Source organism: Embleya sp. NPDC055664 (genome assembly GCF_053618075.1).
Genome location: NZ_JBSHGZ010000001.1, coordinates 83,479 through 108,020 on the forward strand (window position 1 = coordinate 83,479; position 24,542 = coordinate 108,020).

Annotated in this window: 18 protein-coding genes; 10 read left to right on the forward strand and 8 right to left on the reverse strand. The window is 70.6% G+C overall.

Annotated elements, in window-relative coordinates; translation table 11 throughout:
• Positions 1-41: 41 nt before the first annotated feature.
• Complete coding sequence (locus ACWGR4_RS00350) at positions 42-551, reverse strand: SigE family RNA polymerase sigma factor (RefSeq protein WP_379996319.1); 510 nt, start codon at positions 549-551, stop codon at positions 42-44.
• Between the two features lie 167 nt (positions 552-718).
• Between ACWGR4_RS00350 and ACWGR4_RS00355 the strand changes: the two genes are divergently transcribed.
• Together ACWGR4_RS00355 and ACWGR4_RS00360 are read left to right on the forward strand one after the other, a co-directional pair.
• Positions 719-1,891 (forward strand): PLP-dependent cysteine synthase family protein, encoded by a 1,173-nt coding sequence (locus ACWGR4_RS00355; protein WP_452129969.1) that lies wholly within the window; start codon positions 719-721, stop codon positions 1,889-1,891.
• A gap of 49 nt (positions 1,892-1,940) precedes the next feature.
• The gene (locus ACWGR4_RS00360) at positions 1,941-2,315 is read left to right on the forward strand and encodes a PH domain-containing protein (RefSeq protein ID WP_379996323.1); all 375 of its coding nucleotides are present in this window, start codon (positions 1,941-1,943) and stop codon (positions 2,313-2,315) included.
• Positions 2,316-2,324: 9 nt separating this feature from the next.
• On the opposite strand, the gene ACWGR4_RS00365 is transcribed toward ACWGR4_RS00360, so the two are convergent.
• Positions 2,325-3,344 (reverse strand): Gfo/Idh/MocA family protein, encoded by a 1,020-nt coding sequence (locus ACWGR4_RS00365; protein ID WP_452129970.1) that lies wholly within the window; start codon positions 3,342-3,344, stop codon positions 2,325-2,327.
• A 352-nt stretch (positions 3,345-3,696) separates the two neighbouring features.
• Between ACWGR4_RS00365 and acnA the strand changes: the two genes are divergently transcribed.
• Positions 3,697-6,414 (forward strand): aconitate hydratase AcnA, encoded by a 2,718-nt coding sequence (gene acnA, locus ACWGR4_RS00370; protein ID WP_452129971.1) that lies wholly within the window; start codon positions 3,697-3,699, stop codon positions 6,412-6,414.
• Between the two features lie 434 nt (positions 6,415-6,848).
• Here acnA and ACWGR4_RS00375 read toward each other — a convergent pair whose 3' ends face one another.
• Positions 6,849-7,847: an asparaginase gene (locus ACWGR4_RS00375; RefSeq protein ID WP_452129972.1), complete on the reverse strand. Its 999-nt coding sequence runs from the start codon at positions 7,845-7,847 to the stop codon at positions 6,849-6,851.
• A 281-nt stretch (positions 7,848-8,128) separates the two neighbouring features.
• On the opposite strand from ACWGR4_RS00375, the gene ACWGR4_RS00380 reads away from it, so the two are divergent.
• The 4 genes from ACWGR4_RS00380 (at position 8,129) to ACWGR4_RS00395 (ending at position 13,750) form a co-directional block, all read left to right on the forward strand.
• Positions 8,129-8,446, forward strand: a complete 318-nt coding sequence (locus ACWGR4_RS00380) for a hypothetical protein (RefSeq protein ID WP_379996331.1) — start codon at positions 8,129-8,131, stop codon at positions 8,444-8,446.
• A gap of 349 nt (positions 8,447-8,795) precedes the next feature.
• Complete coding sequence (locus ACWGR4_RS00385; RefSeq protein ID WP_452129986.1) at positions 8,796-9,926, forward strand: ROK family transcriptional regulator; 1,131 nt, start codon at positions 8,796-8,798, stop codon at positions 9,924-9,926.
• Positions 9,927-10,047: 121 nt separating this feature from the next.
• Entirely contained in the window at positions 10,048-11,997 is a 1,950-nt protein-coding gene (gene dxs / locus ACWGR4_RS00390; protein WP_452129973.1) for a 1-deoxy-D-xylulose-5-phosphate synthase, read from the forward strand.
• 283 nt (positions 11,998-12,280) lie between these two features.
• Positions 12,281-13,750, forward strand: a complete 1,470-nt coding sequence (locus ACWGR4_RS00395; protein ID WP_452129974.1) for an amino acid permease — start codon at positions 12,281-12,283, stop codon at positions 13,748-13,750.
• 99 nt (positions 13,751-13,849) lie between these two features.
• Here ACWGR4_RS00395 and ACWGR4_RS00400 read toward each other — a convergent pair whose 3' ends face one another.
• From ACWGR4_RS00400 to ACWGR4_RS00410, 3 genes are all read right to left on the reverse strand, one after another.
• Positions 13,850-14,644 carry a hypothetical protein gene (locus tag ACWGR4_RS00400; RefSeq protein WP_379996337.1) on the reverse strand — a complete coding sequence of 265 codons (795 nt, stop codon included), beginning with the start codon at positions 14,642-14,644 and terminating at the stop codon, positions 13,850-13,852.
• A gap of 128 nt (positions 14,645-14,772) precedes the next feature.
• Positions 14,773-15,891: an LLM class flavin-dependent oxidoreductase gene (locus ACWGR4_RS00405; RefSeq protein ID WP_379996339.1), complete on the reverse strand. Its 1,119-nt coding sequence runs from the start codon at positions 15,889-15,891 to the stop codon at positions 14,773-14,775.
• 136 nt (positions 15,892-16,027) lie between these two features.
• Positions 16,028-16,837 carry an SDR family NAD(P)-dependent oxidoreductase gene (locus ACWGR4_RS00410; protein ID WP_380041831.1) on the reverse strand — a complete coding sequence of 270 codons (810 nt, stop codon included), beginning with the start codon at positions 16,835-16,837 and terminating at the stop codon, positions 16,028-16,030.
• A gap of 1,655 nt (positions 16,838-18,492) precedes the next feature.
• On the opposite strand from ACWGR4_RS00410, the gene ACWGR4_RS00415 reads away from it, so the two are divergent.
• Entirely contained in the window at positions 18,493-21,393 is a 2,901-nt protein-coding gene (locus ACWGR4_RS00415) for a hypothetical protein (RefSeq protein ID WP_452129975.1), read from the forward strand.
• Positions 21,394-21,397: 4 nt separating this feature from the next.
• On the opposite strand, the gene ACWGR4_RS00420 is transcribed toward ACWGR4_RS00415, so the two are convergent.
• Together ACWGR4_RS00420 and ACWGR4_RS00425 are read right to left on the reverse strand one after the other, a co-directional pair.
• Entirely contained in the window at positions 21,398-22,516 is a 1,119-nt protein-coding gene (locus ACWGR4_RS00420) for an LCP family protein (protein ID WP_452129976.1), read from the reverse strand.
• Between the two features lie 49 nt (positions 22,517-22,565).
• Positions 22,566-23,069: a GNAT family N-acetyltransferase gene (locus ACWGR4_RS00425; RefSeq protein WP_452129977.1), complete on the reverse strand. Its 504-nt coding sequence runs from the start codon at positions 23,067-23,069 to the stop codon at positions 22,566-22,568.
• Positions 23,070-23,267: 198 nt separating this feature from the next.
• Between ACWGR4_RS00425 and ACWGR4_RS00430 the strand changes: the two genes are divergently transcribed.
• Together ACWGR4_RS00430 and ACWGR4_RS00435 are read left to right on the forward strand one after the other, a co-directional pair.
• Positions 23,268-23,705, forward strand: a complete 438-nt coding sequence (locus ACWGR4_RS00430) for a hypothetical protein (RefSeq protein WP_452129978.1) — start codon at positions 23,268-23,270, stop codon at positions 23,703-23,705.
• Positions 23,706-23,798: 93 nt separating this feature from the next.
• The gene (locus tag ACWGR4_RS00435) at positions 23,799-24,005 is read left to right on the forward strand and encodes a hypothetical protein (protein WP_452129979.1); all 207 of its coding nucleotides are present in this window, start codon (positions 23,799-23,801) and stop codon (positions 24,003-24,005) included.
• Positions 24,006-24,542 lie beyond the last annotated feature (537 nt).

The window sequence follows — 24,542 nt, forward strand, 5'->3', positions numbered from 1 at the left end:
ACCAGCCGTACGGCCGTGCCGGCGGTGCACTCGTCGACCCCTCATGCGGCGGAAAGCCAGCCGGACTCGCTCCCGAGCAGGCTCCGCAATTTCTCCAGCGCCCGCATGGACCTACTGCGCACGGCTCCCTCGGACACGCCCATCTGCCGTGCCGTCTGCTCCACGCTCAGGTCCTCCCAATAGCGCAGGACCAAGACCGCCCGGTCCTTGGGCGGCAGTTCGGCCAGGCTCTTCAGGAGGGTCAGCCGCAACGCCTGGTCCTGCTCGGGACCGGCACCCTCCGGCAGGTCCGCGTACGGCTGCTCGGTGCTGCTCAGCCTGCGCCGGTGGGACAGATACGTGCGCGTGAGCACGGTGCGCGCGTATGCCTCCGGGCTGTCGGCCCGGCTGACCCGCTTCCATGCCCGGTACAGCTTGCCCAGCGTCGTTTGCACGAGGTCCTCGGCGAGATGCCAATCGCCACACAGGAGCCACGCCGTCCGGAACAGCCGACCGCTGCAGGCATTGGCGAACTCCAGGAAATCGGCCGGCTCAGCGTCGAAGCCCGCCATAGGCCCTCCTCGTCCCTACGCGCCCTCGCGCGTACCCACCCCATAGACGCGGCGGACCCCCCGACACGTCACACGTTCCGGCCGAGAATACGTATGCGCAGCTCATAGGCCTTTCAGGGGGTTGGTCCCGCAGATGGCGGGTCGGCCCGTAGCCTGGGCGGCGATCGATGACCATCGATCCCACAGCCCTCGTCATCCACGCCCGGCACGGGGGACAGGAACCAGCCAGGGGAGTCGACGTGACGCCGGTGGGCAACGATGTGGACCGTTTCAGCGCGAAGACCCGGGACTGGGTGGACGAGGCGATCCGCAAGGTGAGCGCCGACGCGAACCGCTCCGCCGACACCCACCTGCTCGCCTATCCGCTGCCCACCGAGTGGGGCATCGACCTCTACCTCAAGGACGAGTCCACCCACCCCACGGGCTCGCTCAAGCACCGCCTCGCACGATCGTTGTTCCTCTACGCCCTGTGCAACGGGTGGATCGAGGAGGGCACCACCGTGATCGAGGCGTCCTCGGGCTCCACGGCCGTCTCGGAGGCGTACTTCGCCAACCAGATCGGCCTGCCCTTCGTGGCGGTCATGCCCGCCACGACCAGTCCCGAGAAGATCGAGCTGATCGAGTTCCACGGCGGACGATGTCACCTCGTCGACGACGCCGCCACGGTCTACGACGTCTCGCGCTCGCTCGCGGCGGCGACCGGCGGCCACTTCATGGACCAGTTCACCTACGCCGAGCGCGCCACCGACTGGCGGGGCAACAACAACATCGCCGAGTCGGTGTTCGAGCAGATGTCGGAGGAGCGGCACCCCATCCCCGAGTGGATCGTCGTCGGCGCCGGCACCGGGGGCACCAGCGCGACGATGGGCCGCTACGTGCGCTATCGCCGACACCACTCCAAGATCTGCGTCGTGGACCCCGAGAACTCGGCCTTCTTCGAAGGGTGGCGCACGCACGACCCCGCGTACGCCGAGGCGTGCTCGTCGCGGATCGAGGGCATCGGCAGGCCGCGGGTCGAGGCCAGCTTCATGCCGAACATCGTCGACCGCATGATCAAGGTCCCCGACGCCGCGTCGATGGCGGCGATGCGCGAACTGCACCGCCGCACCGGCCACAAGGCCGGCGGTTCGACCGGCACCAACCTCTGGGGCGCGCTGCGCCTGGTCGCCGAGATGCGCGCCGCGGGGCGTACCGGCTCGATCGTGACGCTGTTGTGCGACGGCGGCCAGCGCTATGCGCACTCGTACTACTCGGACGAGTGGTTGGCCCGCCAGGAGTTGGATCTCACTCCATACGAGGCAACCTTGACCCACTTCCACGACACGGGCGAATGGCGCTGATCGGGCGGCCTTAGGCTGGGTGTCGCAGGTCCACCGGGAGGAGCACGGGATGAGCGGGGCGGGAAACGTCGTCTTCGACAAGCGTGAGCAGTTGGAGAAGATCCAGAGCGGTCTGCTCCCGGGCGAGCAGATCATCGCGGTCTACGACGCGAAGGGTGTCGGCACCGGGTTCATCGGCCTGACCGATCGGCGCGCGATCATCCAGGACAACAGCTTCGTGGGCAAGAAAATCGCGATCACCTCGCTGCCCTACTCGAAGATCAGCAGCGTCAGCATGGTCTCCAACAAGAGCTTCACCGGCTCCTACCTGAGCTCCAGCGAGATTGCGATCCACGTCGGCACGCAGACCTACAGCGTGGAGTTCCGCAGCGACGACAAGGGCCGGCACGTGCACGACGTCATCCTGCACTACATCATGCATTGAGCCGCTCGCTCAGCGTGTGGCGGTGGCCTCCCCGCGCAGGGGCAGGCCGGCCGCGCGGTAGATCGCGTCCATGACGCGCAGGGTGGGTACCGCGTCGGCCGCGGGCGTCAGGGTCGGCCGGCCGAGTCGGATCGCGTCCGCGAACGCCTGGAGTTGCAGGCGGTAGGTCGGCGTCCTCGCGGCCTCGCCCAGGTGTTCGTGCCGCCGGCGCTTGGCCACGCTCACGGTGAACCGGTGCGGCAGGTGCGGCATCAGGTAGTTGAATACGCGCATCTCGCCGCGCGTGCCCACCACGTGCGCGCGCATGTCGAGCAGGCGTCGCGACCACATCGACGCGTGCACCGCGCCCAGGACACCGCCCGGCAGTCGCAGCCGGGCCGACATCGCGCGGTCCACTCGGCGGTCGCGGGGTACGGTGAGCGCCCGCGCGCCCAGGACCTCGATCGGGTCGCCGTCGCCCGCCAGCACCCGCATCAGGTGTACGGCGTAGCATCCGGCGTCCATCAGCGATCCGCCCGCGAGGTCGTAGCGGTAGCGGATGTCGCCCGGCAGCGGCAGCGGGAAGCACATCGAGGTGTCGATCCGGCGGATCTCGCCCAGTTCGCCGTCGTCGACGATCTCCCGCATCCGCCCCGCGAGCGGGTGGTAGCGGTAGTGGAATGCCTCCATCGCGACCAGGCCCGCACGCTCCGCGGCGTCGGCGATCTCCCGCGCCTCGGCCTCGTTGGCGGCCATCGGCTTCTCGCACAGCACGTGCTTGCCGGCCGCCAGCGCCCGGGTCGTCCAGTGCGCGTGCAGTCCGTTGGGCAACGGGATGTAGACCGCGTCCAGTTCGGGATCCGCGATCAGATCGGCGTAGGTCGCGTGCACGCGCGGGATGCCCTGGCGCCGGGCGAAGGTGTCGGCGCGGGCCGGGTCGCGTGCGGCGATCGCGGCGACCCGTACCTCCGGGATCAGCCGCGCGGGCCTGACCAGCGCGGCCGGCGCGATGCGAGCCGCGCCCAGTATCCCGATCCGGATCCGCTTCATGGCGTCATTCCCCTCGTCGCCATCCCACCCGATGCGCCCATACCCCGGGCGTGTTCCCGAGGCCACGCTCCGGACCCACACGGTGGGCCGTACCGGACTCGCTGCCCCGCATGTTAGGGGCGCACGCGCGTGCGTGGGAGAGATCTCGGGACGAATCCCGACCGACCTTTCGGCGCGCCGGAGACGGGTACCCGCACGGGGGAGTCGACGCCTGGGCTAGACTTGTCTTGACATCAAGATATCTGCGGGGCGCAGACCCCGGCATCCCCTACTTAGGGTCACCTTGCTTGGCGAAGGTCGAGTGGGTGTCGGCAGGATGCGGGAGAAACGCACAAGATCAAGGGAGACCGTCGTGTCCGCGAACAGCTTCGACGCTCGCTCCACCCTGAACGTGGGTGACGAGTCGTACGAAATCTTCCGGCTGGACAAGGTGGAGGGCAGCAAGCGCCTCCCCTACAGCCTGAAGGTCCTGCTGGAGAACCTGCTCCGCACGGAGGACGGCGCGAACATCACCGCCGATCACATCCGCGCCCTGGGCGGCTGGGACGCGAAGGCCGAGCCGAGCGAGGAGATCCAGTTCACGCCGGCGCGCGTGATCATGCAGGACTTCACCGGTGTGCCGTGTGTGGTGGACCTCGCCACGATGCGCGAGGCCGTGAAGGCCCTCGGCGGCGACGCCTCCCGGATCAACCCGCTCGCGCCCGCCGAGATGGTCATCGACCACTCGGTCATCGCCGACGTGTTCAACCGTCCGGACGCGTTCGAGATCAACACCGACATCGAGTACGGCCGCAACAAGGAGCGCTACCAGTTCCTGCGCTGGGGCCAGACCGCGTTCGACGAGTTCAAGGTCGTACCCCCCGGCACCGGCATCGTGCACCAGGTCAACATCGAGCACCTGGCCCGCACGATCATGGTCCGCAACGGGCAGGCCTACCCCGACACCTGTGTCGGTACCGACTCGCACACCACCATGGTCAACGGCCTGGGCGTGCTCGGCTGGGGCGTCGGCGGCATCGAGGCCGAGGCCGCCATGCTCGGCCAGCCGGTCAGCATGCTGATCCCGCGCGTGGTCGGCTTCAAGCTCTCGGGCAAGGCGCAGCCGGGCGTCACCGCCACCGACGTGGTGCTGACCATCACCGACATGCTGCGCAAGCACGGCGTGGTGGGCAAGTTCGTCGAGTTCTACGGCGAGGGCGTCGGTGCGGTGCCGCTGGCCAACCGCGCCACCATCGGCAACATGTCGCCGGAGTTCGGCTCGACCTGCGCGATCTTCCCGATCGACGCCGAGACGATCACCTACCTGCGCCTGACCGGCCGCGACGACAAGCAGCTCGCGCTGGTCGAGGCGTACGCCAAGGCCCAGGGGCTGTGGCACGACCCGAGCCACGAGCCGGAGTACTCGGAGTACATCGAGCTCGACGTCTCCACCGTGGTGCCCTCCATCTCCGGCCCCAAGCGTCCGCAGGACCGGGTCGTGCTGACCGAGGCCAAGTCCCGCTTCCGCGGCGCGCTGCCGGACTACGTCACCAACGGCGACGAGTCGGGCAAGGAGTCCTTCCCGGCCTCCGACGCCCCCACCGGTTCGAACGGTCGCGTGCACAACCCGACCAAGGTGGTCGGCGCGGACGGCGTCGAGTACGAGATCGACCACGGCGCGGTCGTGATCGCCTCGATCACCTCCTGCACCAACACCTCGAACCCGTCGGTGATGCTCGGCGCCGCGCTGCTCGCGAAGAAGGCCGTCGAGAAGGGCCTCACCCGCAAGCCGTGGGTCAAGACCACGCTCGCGCCCGGGTCCAAGGTCGTCATGGACTACTACGCGAAGGCGGGCCTGATCCCGTACCTGGAGAAGGTCGGCTTCTCGCTGGTCGGCTACGGGTGCGTGACCTGCATCGGCAACTCCGGCCCGCTGCCGGAGGAGGTCTCCAAGGCGGTCAACGACGCCGACCTCGCGGTCGTCTCGGTGCTCTCGGGCAACCGCAACTTCGAGGGTCGGATCAACCCCGACGTCAAGATGAACTACCTGGCCTCGCCGCCGCTGGTGATCGCGTACGCGCTCGCGGGTTCGATGGACATCGACATCACCACCGAGCCGCTGGGCCTGGACCCCGAGGGCAAGCCGGTCTACCTCGCGGACATCTGGCCGAGCGACGAGGAGATCGCCGAGGTCGTGGCCTCCTCCATCGACCAGGACATGTTCATCGACCGCTACGCCGACGTCTTCGCCGGCGACTCGCGCTGGCAGTCGCTGGAGATCCCGACGGGCGCCACCTTCGAGTGGGACCCGCAGTCCACCTACGTGCGCAAGCCCCCGTACTTCGAGGGCATGCAGATGCAGCCGGCGCCGGTGGTCGACATCGCGGGCGCGCGGGTGCTGGCCAAGCTCGGCGACTCGGTCACCACCGACCACATCTCGCCGGCGGGCTCGATCAAGGGCGACAGCCCGGCGGGCAAGTACCTGGCCGAGAACGGTGTCGAGCGCAAGGACTTCAACTCGTACGGCTCGCGCCGAGGCAACCACGAGGTGATGATCCGCGGCACGTTCGCGAACATCCGCCTGCGCAACCAGATCGCGCCGGGCACCGAGGGCGGCTTCACGCGTGACTTCACGCAGGCCGACGCCCCGGTCTCGACGATCTACGACGCGTCGGTGAACTACCAGGCCGCGGGAATCCCGTTGGTGGTGCTGGCGGGCAAGGAGTACGGCTCGGGCTCGTCTCGCGACTGGGCCGCCAAGGGCACCTCGCTGCTGGGTGTGCGTGCGGTGATCGCCGAGTCGTACGAGCGCATCCACCGTTCGAACCTGATCGGCATGGGCGTCATCCCGCTGCAGTTCCCGGCGGGCCAGAGCGCCGCGTCGCTGGGGCTCACCGGCGAGGAGACCTTCGCGTTCGAGGGCATCACCGAGCTGAACGAGGGCCGTACGCCCAAGACGGTCAAGGTCACCACCGACACCGGTGTCGCGTTCGACGCGGTCGTGCGCATCGACACCCCCGGTGAGGCGGACTACTACCGCAACGGCGGCATCATGCAATACGTGCTGCGTTCGCTGGTGAACAAGGGCTGATCGCACGTCGATCGAGGGCCGGGCACCGTTTCGCGGTCGCGGCCTCGCGGTGGTCACGCACCGGGCCGGGCTCCCTCGGGAGCCCGGCCCGGTGTTCGTGTTCCGCCGCGGTTTTGCCGGCGTTGTTCGGCGCGTCATCGGGGTTGCCCCGCATGCGTGATCGGCCCTCGCACCGGACCGCCCCGTCGCCGGCGGGCGGTCTCGGCGCGGGTGCCCCTGGCGGGTGCGCCCGCGTGAGCCTGCGCCGGCGGGCGCACCGGCCCCGCAGGCGCACGAGCGCTTGGCCGGGCTCACCGGCCTCGCAGGCCCAGGTGCACGAGCGCAGGCGCACCGGCACGAGCGTCAGGTGCCTGGGTGCAGGCACTGGCGCGGCCGGTTGGTTTCCCAACCGGCCGCACGGTCAGTGTTGCGTTCGGCCCATGTGGGCGACAGGACTACCGGGCCGGTTCACTCAAACGAGGGAAGGCGCGGATCGCGCCGACTACCTCGCCGGCGCCGTACACCGGCGACTGCGTGAACGGGGCGAGGGTTTGCTCGTCCGCGCCCATGCGCCACAGCAGGGCCGCGATCGCGACGATGTGCGCCCGCGTGGCCCCGTCCGCGATCTTGACCGCGGCGCCGCGGCCGTCCGGCAGGCCCACCGCGTACACCGCCTCCGCGCCGTCCTTGGCGAGCAGTCCCGGGATCGCCCGCATCAGGTCCGTCACGTCGCGACCGGTCCCCGCGACCCACTGCGGGTGCGCCCGCATCGCGTCCGCGATCCGCCGTTCGGGAGTGCCCTCGGCCGCCCCCGCGAAGCGCCCGAACGAGCGGGCCAGGCCGGCCAGCGAGATGGCGAACAGCGGCGCCCCGCACCCGTCCACGCCGACCGCCGCGACCGGCTCGCCGGCGACGTCCTCCACCGCTCGGCGGACGGCCTTTTGCAGCGGGTGCTCCGGCGTCAGGTAGTCCTCGGTCGACCAGCCGTTGCGCACGCACGTGAGCAGCATCGCCGCGTGCTTGCCCGAGCAGTTCATTGCGATCCGCTCGGGACCGCGACCGTCCGCCAGCCACGCGTCGCGCTGCGCCGCGCCCAGGGGCAGGTCCGGTACACACCGCAGCGCGCTCTCCGGCAGGCCCGCCCGGGCCAGGATGCGCCGGGTCCCCTCCAGGTGGAACGCCTCGCCGGAATGGCTCGCGCACGCGAGGGCGAGTAGTTCGCCGTCCAGGTCCAGTCCGTTGCGCAGCATCGCGAGGCCCTGGAACGGCTTGTTGGCCGAGCGCGGGAACATCGGCGCGTCGACCGCGCCGTGGCCCTCGACCACCGACCCGTCGGTGCCGGTCAGTACGGCCGTGCCGTGGTGTACCGATTCCAGGAAGCCGTTGCGCCACACGCCGACCAGCGGTATGTGGGCGAAGGCGGCCTCGTCGCCGGAGCGGGCGGCCTGAGTCACGGGTCCTCCGTAGGTTGGCGGGCGGCCCGAAGGGGCCGGGGTGCGGCGATGTCGATCGAACGTGGGTGCGGGTGTACCCCTCCATGATCCACATGTGCATTCTCGGCCGACCACCGCGCATAATCGAACATATGTACGGCAATGGCGATCGAGACACCCCGGCATGGGAGCGGCCGGGTCGTTTCGCGCATGCGGCGACGGGGGACGAGGCGCGAGCCAGGCCGCGCGGGAAGGACGGAATCGCGCCGGCGGGTTGGCCGCGGGGTGTTCGACCGCCCGGGGTGCCGGGGTGGGAGGACACCGCCGTCGCATGGCTGTACGACCTGTGTCCGCCCGGTTATCGAAGCCATGAGGTACTGCGCAAGTACCCGGTGATCCTGGCCCGGATGGCCCGTCAGCACGTGGCGGCGGCGCTGGCCGCGGCCCGGCACGGCTACGGCACGGCGCGCGTCGACCTCAAGGAGGCTGTGCCCGTGCACGCGCTGGAGGCGACGTTGCGGATGTACGAGTACGAGGGCTCGCGCGCGGCGGCCACCGAGCGCGCGGTCCGCCTCGTCGAGGAGGCGCTGGGTGGCGAGCGGTGGGAACCGAGGCTGTGACGCCGGCGACCACCCGGGGCGGCCGGGCGAGGCGGAGCGGGGCGGGCGCCGGGGGCGAAAGGGGTGTTTGCCGCCTTCCCCGTACCGCGTGTGCGTGGAGTGGCGAATAGAGGCCCGATCGTGACGCCTGTGTTCAGGTTTGACTCTTCTGTGTAAGCAGAGGGCGCATTAGAGTTCAGGACTTGCACACAACACGTGCTGCAGATGCACCGGGGCGAGGGGAACGCAGATGTCCGACGGCACGACGGGGGCCCGCTTTCCGGAGGCCCAGTCGCCGGGGCCGCACTCGTCGGGGTCCCAGTCCTCGCTGCATCGGGGCAATCTCGACCGGGTCCTGCACGCGGTGCGGATGGCGGGGGCGCTCACCCAGGCCGAGATCGCAAGGAGCACCGGCCTGTCCGCGGCGACGGTGTCGAACATCGTACGGGAGTTGAAGGCCCTCGACATGGTCGAGGTCACCCCCACCTCCTCCGGCGGACGGCGGGCCCGCGCCGTATCGCTCAGCCGGGCGTCGGGCGTGGTCGTCGGCATCGACTTCGGACACCGCCACCTGCGGGTCGCGATCGGCGACTTCGCGCACCGTGTGCTCGCCGAGGAGCATGTCCCGATCGACGTCGACTCCTCCGCCGACGAGGGCTTCGCCCTGGCCGACCGGCTGCTGGGGGTGCTGCTCGACCGGGCCGGCGTGGTGCGCTCCGAGGTCACCGGGGTCGGCCTCGGCGTGCCCGGCCCGATCGACATCGACACCGGCGCGCTCGGCTCGACCACGATCCTGCCGGGCTGGGTGGGCTGCCACCCGCGCGAGGCGATGGGCGAGCGCCTGGGCCTGCCGGTCCTGGTCGACAACGACGCCAACCTCGGCGCGCTCGGCGAGTCGGTGTGGGGCGCGGGCGTGGGATGTACCGAGATGGCCTATCTCAAGGTGTCCGGCGGCGTGGGCGCGGGGTTGGTGATCGGCGGCCGGCTCTACCGCGGCCCCGGCGGTACGGCGGGCGAGATAGGTCACATAACGCTGGACGAGTCCGGACCGGTGTGCCGCTGCGGCAACCGGGGCTGCCTGGAGACCTTCACCAACGCCTCCTACCTCCTGGACCTGCTGCGCGGCAGCCACGGCACCGACCTGACCATCCAGCGCATGATCGAACTCGCCAGGGCCGGTGACGCGGGGTGTCGGCGCGTGGTCGCGGACGCCGGCCGGCACGTCGGGGTGGGCGTGGCCAGCCTGACGAACCTGCTCAATCCGCAACGGATCATCCTCGGCGGCGACCTCGCGGGCGCCGGCGACCTGCTGATCGCGCCGATCGTCGAGTCGGTCGGCCGCTACGCCATCCCCAGCGCTTCGCGCCGATTGTCCGTGGTCACCGGCTCGCTCGGCGAGCGCGCCGAGGTGCTGGGCGCGATGGCGATGGTGATGAGCGAGATGACTCCCTTCGCGATCGAACGCATGCCCGAGCCGCAGATCGCGGGCGCCGCGATGTGAGTTGTCCCGCACGGATGGCGCGGCGTGGTGGGTCGATGCGAACCATCCGTCGGCACCGCCGCGTCTAGACTCGATGGACGCCTCTCCCGCACGCACACCCGTGGGGGTGGTGACGGATCCGATGAAGGAGGAACGGGTGGCCCTGCTGGACGGCATTCGAGGACCCCGTGATCTCAAAGCCCTCTCGCCCGAGCAACTCGCACAGCTCGCGGACGAGATCCGCACCTTCCTGGTGGAGTCCGTCGCCAAGACCGGCGGACACCTGGGTCCCAACCTCGGTGTGGTCGAGTTGACCATCGCGATGCACCGGGTGTTCGAGTCCCCGCGCGACAAGATCCTCTTCGACACCGGACACCAGAGCTACGTGCACAAGATCGTGACCGGTCGCAAGGACGGGTTCGATCGGCTCCGCCAGGCCGACGGCCTGTCGGGCTACCCCAGCCGCGCCGAGTCCGAGCACGACGTGATCGAGAACTCGCACGCCTCCACGGTGTTGTCCTGGGCCGACGGCCTGGCCAAGGCCTACCAGGTGCGCGGCCAGACCGACCGGCACGTGGTCGCGGTGATCGGCGACGGTGCGCTCACCGGCGGCATGGCCTGGGAGGCGCTGAACAACATCGCCGCGGCCAAGGACCGCCCGGTGATCATCGTCGTCAACGACAACGAGCGCTCCTACGGTCCCACCCAGGGTGGCCTCGCCGACCACCTTGCGACGCTGCGCACCACGCGCGGCTACGAGCGGTTCCTGGAGTGGGGCAAGGGCGTCCTGGGCCGCACCCCGGTCGTCGGCGGCCCCGTCTACGACATGCTGCACGGCGCCAAGAAGGGCCTCAAGGACGCGGTCGCGCCGCAGGGCCTGTTCGAGGACCTGGGCCTGAAGTACATCGGCCCGATCGACGGGCACGACGTCGAGGCCGTGGAGAACGCGCTGCGCCGGGCCCGCGGCTTCGGCGGGCCGGTGATCGTGCACGCGATCACCCAGAAGGGCAAGGGCTACGCGCACGCGGTCAACGACGCGGCGGACCAGTTCCACGCGGTGGGTGTGATCAACCCCGAGACCGGCCTGCCGGTGAAGAAGTCGGGCGCGTCGTGGACGTCGGTGTTCGCCGACGAGATCGTCGCCGTCGCCGACGAGCGGGAGGACGTCGTGGGCATCACCGCCGCGATGCTGATCCCGGTCGGGCTGCACAAGTTCGCGGCGAAGTATCCCGAGCGGGTGTTCGACGTCGGGATCGCCGAGCAGCACGCGGTCACCTCGGCGGCGGGCCTGGCCACCGGCGGGCTGCACCCGGTGGTCGCGGTGTACGCGACCTTCCTCAACCGCGCCTTCGACCAGGTCCTGATGGACGTCGCGCTGCACCGGTGCGGGGTGACGTTCGTGCTGGACCGGGCCGGGGTGACCGGGCCGGACGGGGCCAGCCACAACGGCATGTGGGACATGTCGATCCTCCAGGTCGTCCCGGGGCTGCGGCTGGCCGCGCCGCGTGACGCCGCGCAGGTGCGTGCCCAGGTGCGCGAGGCGATGGACGTCGACGACGCGCCGACCGTGGTGCGCTTCGGCAAGGGTGCGGTGGGCCCCGACATCGAGGCGATCGGCCGGATCGACGGCATGGACGTACTGCGCCGCACCGGCCCCGACCGCAACGGCGGCGGCGAGGGCGGCGACGTGCTGATCGTGACCGTCGGGCAGATGGCCGAGACCGGGATCGAGGTCGCCGACCGGCTCGCCGACCAGGGCATCGCGGCGACCGTGGTCGACCCGCGCTGGGTCAAGCCCGTACCGGCCGGCCTCGCGCCGCTCGCGGCCCGGCACCGGCTCGTGGTCACCATCGAGGACAACGGCCGCGCCGGCGGTGTCGGCGCGGCGATCGCCCAGTCGATGCGCGATGCCCGGGTGGACGTACCGCTGCGCGACTTCGGCATCCCGCAGGAGTTCCTCGACCACGCCGAGCGGGACGAGGTACTGGTGCGGATCGGGCTGAACGCCCAGGACATCTCGCGCCAGGTGGTCGAGGAAATCGCGTCCAAGACCGCCGACGCCGACGCCGAGCAGCACGAGACGACGGCCTGACCGAGGGCTCGCGCCACGACGGCCCCGGGGCGTGGGACGGGAGGGGTACACCTTCCCGTTCCGCGCCCCGGGGTCGTTTGCGTGCCCGGGAGCGAGCGGGGATGACTTCGAGGTGCGAGCGCGGGCGACGATTTCGAGGTGCGAGCGCGGGCGACGCCTTCGGGGCGCGAGTGCGACGGCGACCAATAGCAAGATCACCCTGACGCGCCGAGGATCGATCCCCCGTAAACAGGAGTGAAAGCCCCGATCATGGCAACGGTCTCCGCCACCAGGAGGTGTTGCCATGGCCAACGTTTTGTTTCGGACCAAGAACATCGAACAGTCCATCCAGGACACCGACGAACCCGAAGGGCACGGCCTGCGCCGGGAGTTGTCCGCCCTGGACCTGATGGTCTTCGGGGTCGGCGTGGTGGTCGGCACGGGCATCTTCGTGCTCACCGGCACGGCGGCGAAGGACTACGCCGGCCCCGCGGTCGCGCTGTCCTTCGTGCTGGCGGGGTTCGTCTGCGGGCTCGCCGCGCTGTGCTACGCCGAGTTCGCGTCCACGGTTCCGGTGGCGGGTTCCGCGTACACGTTCTCCTACACCACGCTCGGCGAATTACCTGCGTGGATCATCGGCTGGGACCTGATCCTCGAACTCGCGCTCGGCGTCGGGGTGGTCTCGATCGGCTGGTCGGGGTATCTGAACTCGCTGCTCTCCCAGGCGGGTCTCGAACTGCCGGAGGCGATCACCGCCGCGCCGGGCGACGGGGGCAAGGTCAACCTGCCGGCGCTGCTGCTGGTGCTCGGCGTCGCGGTGATCCTCGTGTTCGGGGTCAAGTTGTCGGCGCGGTTCAACCTCGTGATGGTCACGATCAAGATCGCCATCGTGCTGCTCGTGATCTTCGCCGGGCTGTTCTTCGTCAAGTCCGGCAACTACAACCCGTTCGTGCCCGATTCGCAGCCGCCGGCGTCGGGCCACGGCGGGCTCAAGGCGCCGCTGGTGCAGACCCTGTTCGGGTTCGAGCCGCAGATCTACGGCGCGATGGGGATCTTCTCCGGCGCGGCGCTGGTGTTCTTCGCGTACATCGGCTTCGACGTGGTCGCCACCGCCGCCGAGGAGACTCGCAAGCCGCAGCGCGACATGCCGATCGGGATCCTCGGCTCGCTGGTGATCTGCACGATCCTGTACGTCTCGGTGTCGCTGGTCGTGGTGGGGATGCAGCGCTACGACATGTTGTCCTCCGCCGCGCCGTTGGCGGAGGCGTTCCGGTCGGTCGACAAGGGCTGGATCGCGACGATCATCAGCATCGGCGCGGTGGCCGGGCTGACCACCGTGTGCATGATCCTGATGATGGGGCAGAGCCGGGTCTTCTTCGCGATGAGCCGGGACGGGCTGCTGCCGCCGTTGTTCGCCAGGGTGCATCCCAAGTACGGCACGCCGCACGTCAGTACGATGCTGATCGCGGTGGTGGTCGCGGCGATCGCCGGGTTCACCCCGATCCACGAGATCGACGTGATGGTCAACATCGGGACGCTGTTCGCGTTTTTGGTGGTCGCGGCGAGCGTGCTGATCCTGCGCCGGACCAGGCCGGAGTTGCCCCGTGCGTTCCGGGTGCCGTTCGTGCCGTGGTTGCCGATCCTGTCGATACTGGCCACGTTGTGGTTGATGATCAACCTCAGCGGCGAGACGTGGCTGAGGTTCCTGGTGTGGATGGTGGCCGGGTTCGCCGTCTACTTCTTCTACGGGGCCAGGCACAGCCGACTGAGTTGACGTGTGGGCCGGTTGCCGTGCCGTCGACGGGTCGGGTCCGGGCCCGGGTCCGGGTTCGTTCGGATCCGAGCCCGCCGACGGCGTGGTGACCGAGGCTGGTCAGTCCCAGAGTCGGTCGGTGTACGTGTCGGTGCCGACCACGGTGGGGATCCACGGGGCGCAGTAGGTGACCCGGCCGATGCCGGAGGCGTCGATGCGCGCGGCCCACTCGCGGAAGGTGTCCCAGCTTTCGCGCGGGTCGCCCTCGAGGAAGTAGAGCTGCATGCTGCGCGTGGCGGCGTTCGGGTCGCGCGGGACGAAGGCCGGCGCGTCGTCCTTGAGCGGGACCGCGGTCCAGGCGGCGACCGAGGCGATCGGGGACTCGCGGAGGAATTCCGGCAGGTGGGTGGAGAACCACTTCTCCAGGTCCTCCTGCGAGACGCCCTCCTCGCGCTGCACGGCGAGCGAGACCAGGCCCTGGTAGTTGCGGTCGAGCGCGAGTTCCAGCGGGACCGGGTCCTCGTCGCGGTACCAGCGGTTGTCGTGCAGGTACATGGCGGTGTGCGCGTGCACCCGGTGCTGGAAGCCGCGGTCGTTGCCGTAGAGCCAGTTGACCTGGTCGACGGCCCACGCGTTCCACTCGTCGAACTGGCCGTCGTTGATCCAGTAGATCGCGACGTAGGATCCGGCGCCGATGGCGGGTACGACGTCGCTGTCGGCCGGGAAGCGCAGCGCCTTGAGGTCGGCGGTGGCCACCCAGCGGCTGCCCGCGAGCAGGCCGGGGCCGATCATGCAGCCGGCGTAGTAGTGGTCGCGCTCGTACCAGCGGTTGTAGCTCACCTCGTGGCCGCGCTCGGGGTCCACGGCGGTGAACAGCATGCTGCCCACCCGGATCGGGTATTCGGCGAAGCTCATGACGTGACTGCCTTTCGGGTCGTGCGGTGACTCGTGTCGGGGACGGGGTGGGTCGGTCGGGGACCGGGGTGGATGGTCGGGCCGGTGGTCGGCGTAGTGGTCGCGGTGGTGGCCGCTTCCGCCGGCGGTCAGGCTTGCCGGCGGAAGCGGGTGGTGCGGTGTTCGGGGTCGGTGTCGAGCCCCGGGATGACGTGCCGGCCGAACAGTTCGATGGTCTTGAGCGTGTTCTCGCGGTCGTCGCAGCCGAGGCCGAGGACGAGCTGGTCGACGCCGACCGATTCGTACGCGCGCACCGCCTCCAGGACGCCGTCCGGGTCGCCGCAGATCAGCGCGCCGGCGTCGGCGGCGAACTCGACCAGTTCGGGGGTCAGGTCGGGCATCGTCTCGGGCCAGTAGGGGATGCCCTCGGGGTGCGGGAAGGTGTCGTGGTAGCGGAAGACGTTGCTGGTGAGGTACATGGGCCGGGCGGCGACCGCGTTGGCGATGGCGCGTTCCTTCGTTTCCGCGACGAAGCCGGTGCTGACCGCGAGTACGTTGTCATTGACGAAGTCGGCGATCGGCTCGGCGTTGACGATCTCGCGCTTGTAGCCGGCGACCAACTGCTCGGCGCTCGCCGGGTCGCCGATCGAGAAGCCGAGGACGCCCAGGCCCATGCGCGCGGCCATCACGTAGGAGGGCGGGCTGCCGGCGGCGTACCACATGGCCGGGTGCGACGTGCCGTACGGCTTGGGCAGGATCCGGCGCGGCGGGAGTTGCCAGTAGGTGCCCTGGTAGCCCTCGTAGACGTCCTGGAGGAACATCTTCGGGAACTCGCGGATCACGTCCTCCCAGATCGCCTTCGTCTCGGACATGTCCTCGATGCCGGGGAGGAAGCCGAGGATCTCGTGGCTGCCGGCGCCGCGTCCGGTGCCGAACTCGAAGCGGCCGCGGGTGAGGTGGTCGAGCATCGTGACGCGTTCGGCGACCTTGGCCGGGTGGTTGACCTGGGGGAGTGGGTTGAAGATGCCGGAGCCGATGTGGATGCGCTCGGTTGCGTGGGCGAGGTAGCCGCACATGACGTCGTTGGCGGACAGGTGCGAGTACTCGTCGAGGAAGTGGTGCTCGCTCAGCCACGCGTACTTGAATCCGGCCCGGTCGGCGGCGATCGCGAAGTCCATGTCGTTCATCAGGGCTTCGTGTTCGGCGTTCGGGTTTCCCTCGCGTCGGAACGCCGGGTTGTAGCCCTGAAGAAAGATGCCGAATTCCATTGCACTCCCAGTTCCGCGGTCGGGGCGGGTGGTCGGTCGGTGCGCTTGGGTGGTTCGGGGCGGGACGGGGTGGCGGTCGCGAGGGGTCGCCGGCGGGCTCTGGTGGGCGCCGGCGGGTGCGGGCGGTGGGGCGGGGTCAGGGGGTGAAGGTGCCGTCCGGGCGGCGGACCCAGCCGGAGGCGGCCATGGTGCCGCCGTCTACGTGCAGGGTGGTGCCGGTGACAAAGCGGGCGAGGTCGCCGGCGAGGAAGACGATCGGGGCGGCGCAGTCGTCGGCCTCGCCGAGGCCCAGGGGCACTTTGGCGCCGTAGTCGTACGCGCCCTCGGCTGTTTCGAACGTCTCCGCGAGATCGGCGTCGCCGGGGGTGGGGATGGCGTCGGGGGCGACGCAGTTGACCCGGATGCGGCGGTGCGAGAGTTCGAGTGCGAGCGACTTGGTGAGCTGTTCGACGGCGGCCTTCATCGCGGCGTATACCGCGAAGCCGGGCGCGGCGCGGAACGCCTCGATGCTGGTGACGTTGACGATCGAGCCGCCGTCGCGCATGAGCGGGGCGCCGTGTCGGATCACGTGCGTGACGGAGGTGAAGTTCTCGTCGACCAGTGCGCTCTGGCCCTTGGGGCGGACATCCAGGAACGGCGACCAGAAGCCGCCGCCGGCGTTGTTGACGAGGATGTCGAGCGGGCCGAGGGCGGTGTGGGCGTCGTGGAGGAAGCGCTCGACGCCGTCGCCGTCGCGGACGTCGAGTTCCATCGCGAAGGCGCGCCGGCCGGTGGCCTCGATCGCCTTGGCGGTCTCCCGGAGACCGGTGGGCTCGCGGTCGCAGACGGCGACGTCGGCGCCGAACCTGGCGAGCGCGAGGGCCGTCGCCGCGCCGATGCCCCGGGCCGCGCCCGTGACCACGGCCACTCGATCGGTGAGCAGGGCGGCGGAAGGGTCGAGCAGCACGGGGGCACCTCACTGTGGATCGCGTACGTTGTCGCCTCGGCGCGGGGCCGCCCGTCGCGGGCCGTGCTCTGCGCTGGGGTCACCATGCCACCTGACGACCCGTCACCTGAAGGGAGACAGGCGTCTTTTTCCGTTCCGGGGCAACGGTGTCGCCGCAGGCCCGCAGGTGATCTGACGGTGCGTCAGTCAAAAGTGGCGGACATCACCGGCAGGAACCACCCCGACGACCCCATCCGCAACGCCCCGAGACCCGCACCCGCACCCGCACCCATGCCCGGGGCCGACGCCATCGGCCCCGTAGGCGCGGGTGACCACAAGCGGCCACGTCCGCCCCACAGCCACCGGAGCCCAAGGCTGCCCTCGCAGCCTCCTCGCGCCCGCAAGCGCAGTCGCGAACCGCCCGAGGACACCCGTGCGGGAGCAGGTACCGCTTGTCGGCGAGCGCAGGCGGCAGCGCCGGCGAGCGCGTTGCCGCTCGGCCGAGGTCGGGCGCCGGTCGGGATCGTGCGGGCGCAGGCACCAATGGTGGCCTGCGGTTGTCCCTGCGGGGGCGCGTGCCGCTCGCCGGCGAGCGCAGGCGGCAGCGCCCGCGAGTGCGTTGCCGCTTGGCTGACGTCGCCCCCGCAGGCGCCCGCAGGTGCAGGCGGTCCGAGGCCGTCCCTGCGGGCGCAGTTGCCCCGGCCTGTGATGCGGTCGCAACCTGCTTGTGGGCGTCCCGCAGGTGTATCCGCGTCCAGGCGCTGGTCGCCTGAGGTTGCATCCGTGGGCGCAGGCAAGGGTGCGGTTGCCACCGCTACCGCCATCGCCACCGCCCGCAGGCATCGGTGCCGACTGCTAGGGGTTGCCACCACTGGCAGGTGCAGCGGTACCCGCCCGCGTGATGGCCCCCGTGGGCGCCGGCGGTCCGAGGTCGTCCTCACACGCGCCGTGCGCCTCCCAGCGCCGGCGGTCCGAGATCGCGTTCGCAGGCGCGCGCGCCCGTCCCGCCGTTCGCGGGTGTTGACGTTGGCCGGCCGAGTCGACCCCTGCACGTACGTGTGGCCGACACCTGCTTGCGGTTGTACCCGTGTGCGCCGTTCGCCTCCGAATGTCAGTGGCCTGAAGTCTTCCTGCAGGCGCAGGCGCAGGTGCCGTCTGTCTGCGAGGCAGCCGCAAGGCGCGAGGTCGCCTTCGCAGGTGCTACCTGCCGGCGAGCGCGGTCCGAGCGCGGTCACCACCCGTGCGAGGTCGCTCGACAAGCTGGGTTGTTGCCCGTCCGAGGTTGTTCCGCAGGCGTACGTGTCTTCCATTCGGCACGTGGGTGGTGGTTGCTGCCTGAAGTCGCTGCCGCATGGGTGATGCGTTCGTGAGTGTCGGCGTCGGCCGTCCGAGGCGCCCCCGCCTGTGGTTGTCCTGCGGGTGCATGTGTCTTTCGTTTGGCACGTGTCGTGGCCGGCTCTGTCTGAGGTCGCCCCCGCAGGCTGACGGCGGCTGGTTGAGGGGTGCTTGGGGTTGTGCCTGTGGGTGTGTGGGTTGTTCGGTTGCGTGTGTAGGGGGTGGTGTCTGGGGGCGCCTTTGTTGCTTGTTGCCGGTGGGGACGGGGGCTGCGTCGGTGGTTCGCATGGATTGTCCGAAATCCATGCGGACCGGGGATGGTGCTCACTACGCTCTGCGACGTGGCGCTATCTCCCGATTCCTGCGGCATCGTGGCCGACTTCGGAACGTGGCTCGCGCGGGTCGGTCGGCCTGCCCGGGATGCCGAGCGGATGGTCGATGTCCTCGGCACCCTGCTCGATCTGCGGGTCGCGTGCCTGCGGCTCGACGATCACACCCGCTGGCGGGCCGGCGATCTGAACGCGCTGCTCGAGACGTTGGTGCCGGCGCATGTCGCGCTGCCCCGCGAGGACACGGTGGCGCTGGTGGTGCCCGCGTTGCGGTTGTTCCTGGAGTTTTTGCGCGAGCAGGGTCCGCTGCACCCGGACAGCGACCGGCTCGTCCCGTTGTTCGAGGTGCTGGATCGGCACGAGGACGAACTGCCGGCGAGGATGGCCGACTCGCGGCGGTGGGGCTCGGCGAAGAAGTTGTTCGTGGCGGGCTATGCGACCGGGCCCGGGCGAGGGCGGGCATTGCCGGCGGTGCGGCTGCCGGACGAGCGGGAGTTGGCTCGGGCCGCTTCGGCCGCGCCGTCGTTCGCCGCCGCCCTCACCCTCGCCCGCTGGGTCGGTCGCGGGCGTCCGGTGACCGCGACCGGGGTCCTGAGACTGGCGCCCGCGGCCGAGGCGGTGCGGCTGCTCGGCATCGACGAACCGGTCGCCGGCGTTCGCAGTGCGCGCGACGTGGAGCCGTTGCACCAGGTGTGGTCGATCGCGTGTACGGCCGGCCTGATCGAGGTCGGGCGTACGGTCGCGACCGCCGGGGAGCTTGCCCGGGCGCTGGCGGTCGGGCGACCCGGCGACGTTCTGCGGGTGTGGTCGAGCCTGTGGGAGGGCGTCGCGGTCGGCGAGGCCACCGGGCGACCCGAGGTGCGGCGCGCGGCGTATGTGCTGCGCGGCGGTGATGTGATCCGTGAGTTGTTGCGGGAGTTGTACGACCACGCGGGTCGGTGGGTGCCGATGGGTGGGCTGTTCGAGTTGCTCTCGTACACGCCCGACGGGCGGCCCCGGTCGCCCTCGGTCGCCGACCCGGCGTTGTTCACCGGTTTGTCGTTGGCGCATCAGATGGACGACCTGCGGGCGTTCGGCGTGCTGGAGATCCGTGAGCTGGTGGGTGGCGGGGCGCCGTTCATGGCGGTGCGGCTGACGCCACTGGGGATGTACGGGCTGCGCACCCGCTTCCTGGAACTGGGCGTGCCCGCCCCGCTCACCGGCCCGGGCGGATGCGACGAACCCGCGCTGCCGCCGCTGTACGTGCCGCCCCGATCCGAGTGCGCGTTGGCCGCGCGGATGTCGCCGCTGATGGCGCAGGCGGCGGCGCTCGCGGAGTACGTCGAGCGGCACGGGCCGTTGCCGATCACCCACGAGGGGGTACTGGCGACCGCGGTCGCCGACTGCGTCATGGCCGAACTCGGCATCCCTCGGCAGCCGTCGCGGGCCGAGGGGCCGCCCCGTACCGCCCGGGACGAGCATGCGCTGCACCGGCGGTGGACGCTCGCGATCGGTACCGGGCTGCTGGTGCCGAAGGATGGTGCGGTGCGGGTGGCCGACGGCTTGCGGGTGTGGCGTGAGGGGGACGACGGGGAGCTGATCGCGCTCGCCGCGCGCGCGATGGTGGTGGTGGCCGAGGACAACGCGACGTTCGGGGAGGCGCACGACGAGCGTTGGGACGTCCCCGAGGGGCTGGCCGCGTCGCTGTTCACCGGATTGGTGCAACTCGGCGGGCCGCTCCCGGTGTCGCTGTTCGTCGGCCTCGCGGTGCGCCGCGACCTCGACCACGTGGTTCGAATGTTGCCGCCCGAGCCCTCCGCCGACGACGAGGCGTTCGCGCTGGGACGGATCCTGGACGCGCCCGACCTGGTCCGCGAGATGGGTCGCCTGTGCGGGACGGATGGCCCCGGCACCGCGTCGACCCCACCGGCACCCCCACACCCGCAGCCGCAGCCGCCGGTGTCGGGGTCTGCGCCCGCGACCGCGTCGCCTGCGCATCCGCCTGCGTCCGCGCCTGCGCCCGCGACCGGGTCGCCCGCGTCTGCGACCGGGTCACCTGCGTCCGCGACCGGGTTGCCTTCGCACCCGCCGGTGTCGGGGTCTGCGCCCGCGACCGCGCCCGCGACCGACTTCCCGCCGGCGTCACCCCCGCACCTGTACCCGCACTCGCCCGCGCCGGGGGTGTCCGCCTTCTCCGGCGAGTGGTCCGGGGAGGTCTTGGCTCGGGTGCGGGCGGGGGTGATCCTGCTTGCCGATCGCCTGGCCGCGCTCGGCATCGTTCGGCGCACCGCCGAGGGCATCACCCTCACCGGCCTGGGCGGCACCCTCGTGCACCGGATGTTTCGCGAGCAGGGCCTGCCGGTCGCCACCGTCGACGACTACACCGCCGCCTCGGGCGCCCGTCTGCTCGGCGCGATGGGAGCGTGGCCGCGACCGATCGCCACGCGTACGTTCGCGAGCTGGATCGGCTGCCGCCCGATCGACGCCGCGCTGTCCGAGCTGTGTGCGGTCGCGGGCGCCGCCGGCCCCACCGAGCGGCTGATGCTCTTCGCCCATGTGGGTGACGCCGACCTGCCCGAGGCCGCCGTCGAACAGGCCCTCGCCGACGCCGGCGCCGACCCCACGCTGGCCCCGCACGTGTGGAATTGGCGACTGACCCACGACCGCGACGTACCGCCCGCGACGTTGCGCACGCTCGCCTGGCTGACCGCCGACAACGCCGCCGCGGCGCTGCTCGGCCGACACGAGGCGGCGGTGCTGGGCCTGCTCACCGAGGTGACGGGCAGTCAGGGCCCGGGCGCCGACGTGGTCTTCGGCGAGCTGGCGACGATGGGCCACCCCTGCGCCGAGGACGTCCTGCGCTTCGCCGAGACCACCCACCCCGACCCCGCGGTCGCCGGCGCAGCCCGCCGCGCCCTGCGCCGCCTGCGCTGAGCGTTCACGGTCGCCAGAGTTCGCCGGGGGCGGGCTCCGGCCACGGGATGTCGGTGCGGACGGCGGCGAACAGTTCCCGGCAACGTTTGTCGTCGAGCAGGACCACGCTCTGCCCACCACCACGCTCGGCGAAGCCGGCCACGGGCGCGGTGCGAAAGGCCAGATCGGACTCGTCGATGCCCTTGAGGTCGGTGGCCAGGTCGAGCAGCGCCTTGAAGTTCAGATTGTCGTCGACGGTCAGCGACTTGGTCAGCGACTGCAACAGGTTCTCGGTGCGCAGCGGACTGCCGAGCACCCCCTCCGCGGTGATCTGCTTCGCGATCGCGCCCAGGAGTTGCTGCTGGTGTGCCACCCGGTCGAGGTCGCCGCGCTGCAACCCGTAGCGCTGCCGGACGAATTCCAGCGCCTTGGTGCCGTCCAGCCTGGTTCGGCCGTGGTCGGCGTCCACCGATACGCCGCCGAGCGCGTCGACCATGCCCTTGAAGCCGCCGAAGTCCACCGCCGCGTAGTGGTCGATCCGCACTCCGGTCAGATTCTCGATCGTGGCCACCAGCAGTGCCGGCCCGCCCCACGAAAAGGCCGCGTTCAGCTTGGCCTCGCCGTGTCCCGGGATGGACACCCACGCGTCGCGCGGCAGCGAGACCGCCGAGATGGACGCCCGGCCCGCGGGCAGGTGCAGGATCATCATGGTGTCGCTGCGCCGCCCCTGCAGCGCCTCGGGGTCGGCGCCGGCGGCCGCCGCGTCCATGCCCACGAGCAGGATGTTCAGGGCCCGGCCGGCGGCGGGATCGGCCGGCGGACGCGGTCCCGCCGCGGGGATGCCCGACCGGTCGAACACGCCGTCGATGCGCTTGATGTTGGAGTTCAGCGAGTACAGCAGCCAGGCCGTACACCCGCCGACCACCAGCAACGACAGGGTCAGTAGACCGACCAGGGCGACGGCCGCCTTGCGCCGGCGCGACCACGGCTTGCGCGCGGGTGTCGGGGCCGGCTTGAAGTGAGCCTCGGCCTCGTCGGTCGAATCATTCGTTCTGTCCGCCTCGTCGGCGTCGGCCGACTCACTCGCTCTGTCCGCTTCGTCGGCCTCGGCCGACTCGCCCGTCGCATCCGGCGCATCTTTCATGCGCAGAAGTTAGCGGACCAACTGTCGCAAATGGCAGGGGATTCGCGGATCAGTGCTGATCCGAGATCGGCCGGCGCATGCACACCCGGGGCCAACGATCGAGTCCGAGCACCGCCTCGTGTGCCCGGATCGCCGCCAAACCCGGCGTCACTTCGGCCGGGTCGAGCGTGCGGAACCCGATCCGCGCGTAGTACGGGGCATTCCAGGCCACATCCCGGAACGTGGTCAACGTCAACGTCAGCCCGGTGTCCGCCTGCACCCGATCGATCATCGCCCGGCCCAGTCCGCGCCGCGCGCCGTCGGGATGTACCGAGACCTGTTCGATGTGCGCGGCGCCGTCCACGAGGTCCCAGATCACGTAGGCCAGCGCGGGCTCGCCGACCACCAGGCAGCGTCCGCCGGTCCGATATGCGTCCAACTCCTCGACGGAGAACGGCTCGTCCGCCGCGATCTCCGGCATCCCCACATCCAGGAAGCGCACCCCGGCCGCGACCTCGATCTCCCGCAACCGCTCCAGATCGCGCACCGAAGCCCCACGCATCGCATCACTCATGATCACCATTGTGGCCGCTGCCGAAGCCCCGCCGCCCGAACCGGGGACAGTGCGGGCGGCGGCTGTGGAGCGCCCGAAACCGGGGCAAACCGATTCCTTGACCGGCGTTCGCGTGCTCACTTAACGTGACCTGATCGGCGTCGAGGCCCATCTCCGAGGCATCGGCCGATCGCCGGCGGCCTCACGGGGGTGGTTACCATGACCGATTTCGCCATCGATCTCGCCTGGCTCGAAGGCGTGTCCGGCCGATCGGCCGAGGCCGCGTCCGTCTCCGGGACCACGCTGGACGCCCTGGCGGAGATCGGTCCCAAACGTATGGGGCGCAAGGATCTCGACAAGGCGTGCTCGGAGGTCCACGAGAAGTGGGACGAACGTATCCGCGGCTTTACGCAGGGCGTGGACCACATACGTCAGGCGGTGGCCGCGGCGAAGGCGAGCTACGGAGCGACCGAGACCGCCGTCGGCGCGTCCTTCACCGCGCCAGACGCCTCCTGCGTGCCCGGCGTGCCCGCTGTGCCGGCTACGACCACGACCGCCCCTGCCGCGCCCGCCGCCGCGACCACCCCGACCGCCCCCGCCGACGCGACCGCCCCCGCCGCTCCGCCCAAGAGCCGCATCGAGCAGGTGATGGGCTGATGTCGGATGCGAAGGACCTCCCGCGGTTCGGCGTCGATCCCGCACCGGGCATCGCGCCGGCCGTGGATGGCCTGCTCGGTCAGGTGCGCGACGATGTACGACCCCCAACTGCCGTTGGTCGACCCCGGAGTCGCCGCGGCCCCGTTCACCGGAAAGACGCGGGATCTCGAATGGGACGGCGGGCAACAGGTGGATCCGCATCGATACGAGGTCGATCTGGCTCCGAAGAGCCTCCCGGACCGGATACCCGTGGACCTGCGCGAGGTCGTCACCCCGCCCAAGCAGCCCGCAGATCCGTGATGAGCGGTGTTGGGCGCTGTGTGTCAGGTGTAGCTGCGGGCATCGTTCTGGTCGCCGGGTGCGGCGGGTCGCCCGAGCGGCCCCCCGATCCTGCGGCGGTTTCGGAGGCGAAGAGCGCGGCCCTCACCTGGTTCACCGCGACGTGGCGCAACGACTTCGAGGCCGCGTGTCCCAACGTCAAGGCGGGGAACGTCGCGATTCCACCCTTCGGTGGTTGTGGCATGGCGGCCACGAATTTGTGGAGATCGATGAATCCGGATGCCGAGACGCTGATCTCGGTGGACATCGCCAAGCTCGAACTCCGCGACAACCGGGCCAGGTTCGATTCGGATCACGTGAGCGTGAACGACCGGCCGTTGGCGGATTCCGTGAATCGTGCCGCCGGCGGCCGGGCGCACGTCCGCTATACGTATATGTTCCGGCGTATTCAGAACCTGTGGTACTTCCAGAAGGCCGACTCCGAGGCCACGTTCCGATCCCGCCGGACACGAACGCCGACGGGCGGCCCCATTGATCGGGCCGCCCGTCGGATGTTCT

What these genes read in the sequence shown, in the direction of transcription:
- ACWGR4_RS00425 (WP_452129977.1), bottom strand. Translation starts at nt 23,069, where the DNA reads ATGAGTGATGCGATGCGTGGGGCTTCGGTGCGCGATCTGGAGCGGTTG.
- ACWGR4_RS00355 (WP_452129969.1), top strand. Translation starts at nt 719, where the DNA reads ATGACCATCGATCCCACAGCCCTCGTCATCCACGCCCGGCACGGGGGA.
- ACWGR4_RS00395 (WP_452129974.1), top strand. Translation starts at nt 12,281, where the DNA reads ATGGCCAACGTTTTGTTTCGGACCAAGAACATCGAACAGTCCATCCAG.
- ACWGR4_RS00405 (WP_379996339.1), bottom strand. Translation starts at nt 15,891, where the DNA reads ATGGAATTCGGCATCTTTCTTCAGGGCTACAACCCGGCGTTCCGACGC.
- dxs (WP_452129973.1), top strand. Translation starts at nt 10,048, where the DNA reads ATGAAGGAGGAACGGGTGGCCCTGCTGGACGGCATTCGAGGACCCCGT.
- ACWGR4_RS00365 (WP_452129970.1), bottom strand. Translation starts at nt 3,344, where the DNA reads ATGAAGCGGATCCGGATCGGGATACTGGGCGCGGCTCGCATCGCGCCG.
- ACWGR4_RS00360 (WP_379996323.1), top strand. Translation starts at nt 1,941, where the DNA reads ATGAGCGGGGCGGGAAACGTCGTCTTCGACAAGCGTGAGCAGTTGGAG.
- ACWGR4_RS00420 (WP_452129976.1), bottom strand. Translation starts at nt 22,516, where the DNA reads ATGAAAGATGCGCCGGATGCGACGGGCGAGTCGGCCGAGGCCGACGAA.
- ACWGR4_RS00435 (WP_452129979.1), top strand. Translation starts at nt 23,799, where the DNA reads ATGTACGACCCCCAACTGCCGTTGGTCGACCCCGGAGTCGCCGCGGCC.
- ACWGR4_RS00400 (WP_379996337.1), bottom strand. Translation starts at nt 14,644, where the DNA reads ATGAGCTTCGCCGAATACCCGATCCGGGTGGGCAGCATGCTGTTCACC.
- ACWGR4_RS00430 (WP_452129978.1), top strand. Translation starts at nt 23,268, where the DNA reads ATGACCGATTTCGCCATCGATCTCGCCTGGCTCGAAGGCGTGTCCGGC.
- ACWGR4_RS00350 (WP_379996319.1), bottom strand. Translation starts at nt 551, where the DNA reads ATGGCGGGCTTCGACGCTGAGCCGGCCGATTTCCTGGAGTTCGCCAAT.
- ACWGR4_RS00385 (WP_452129986.1), top strand. Translation starts at nt 8,796, where the DNA reads ATGGCGGGGGCGCTCACCCAGGCCGAGATCGCAAGGAGCACCGGCCTG.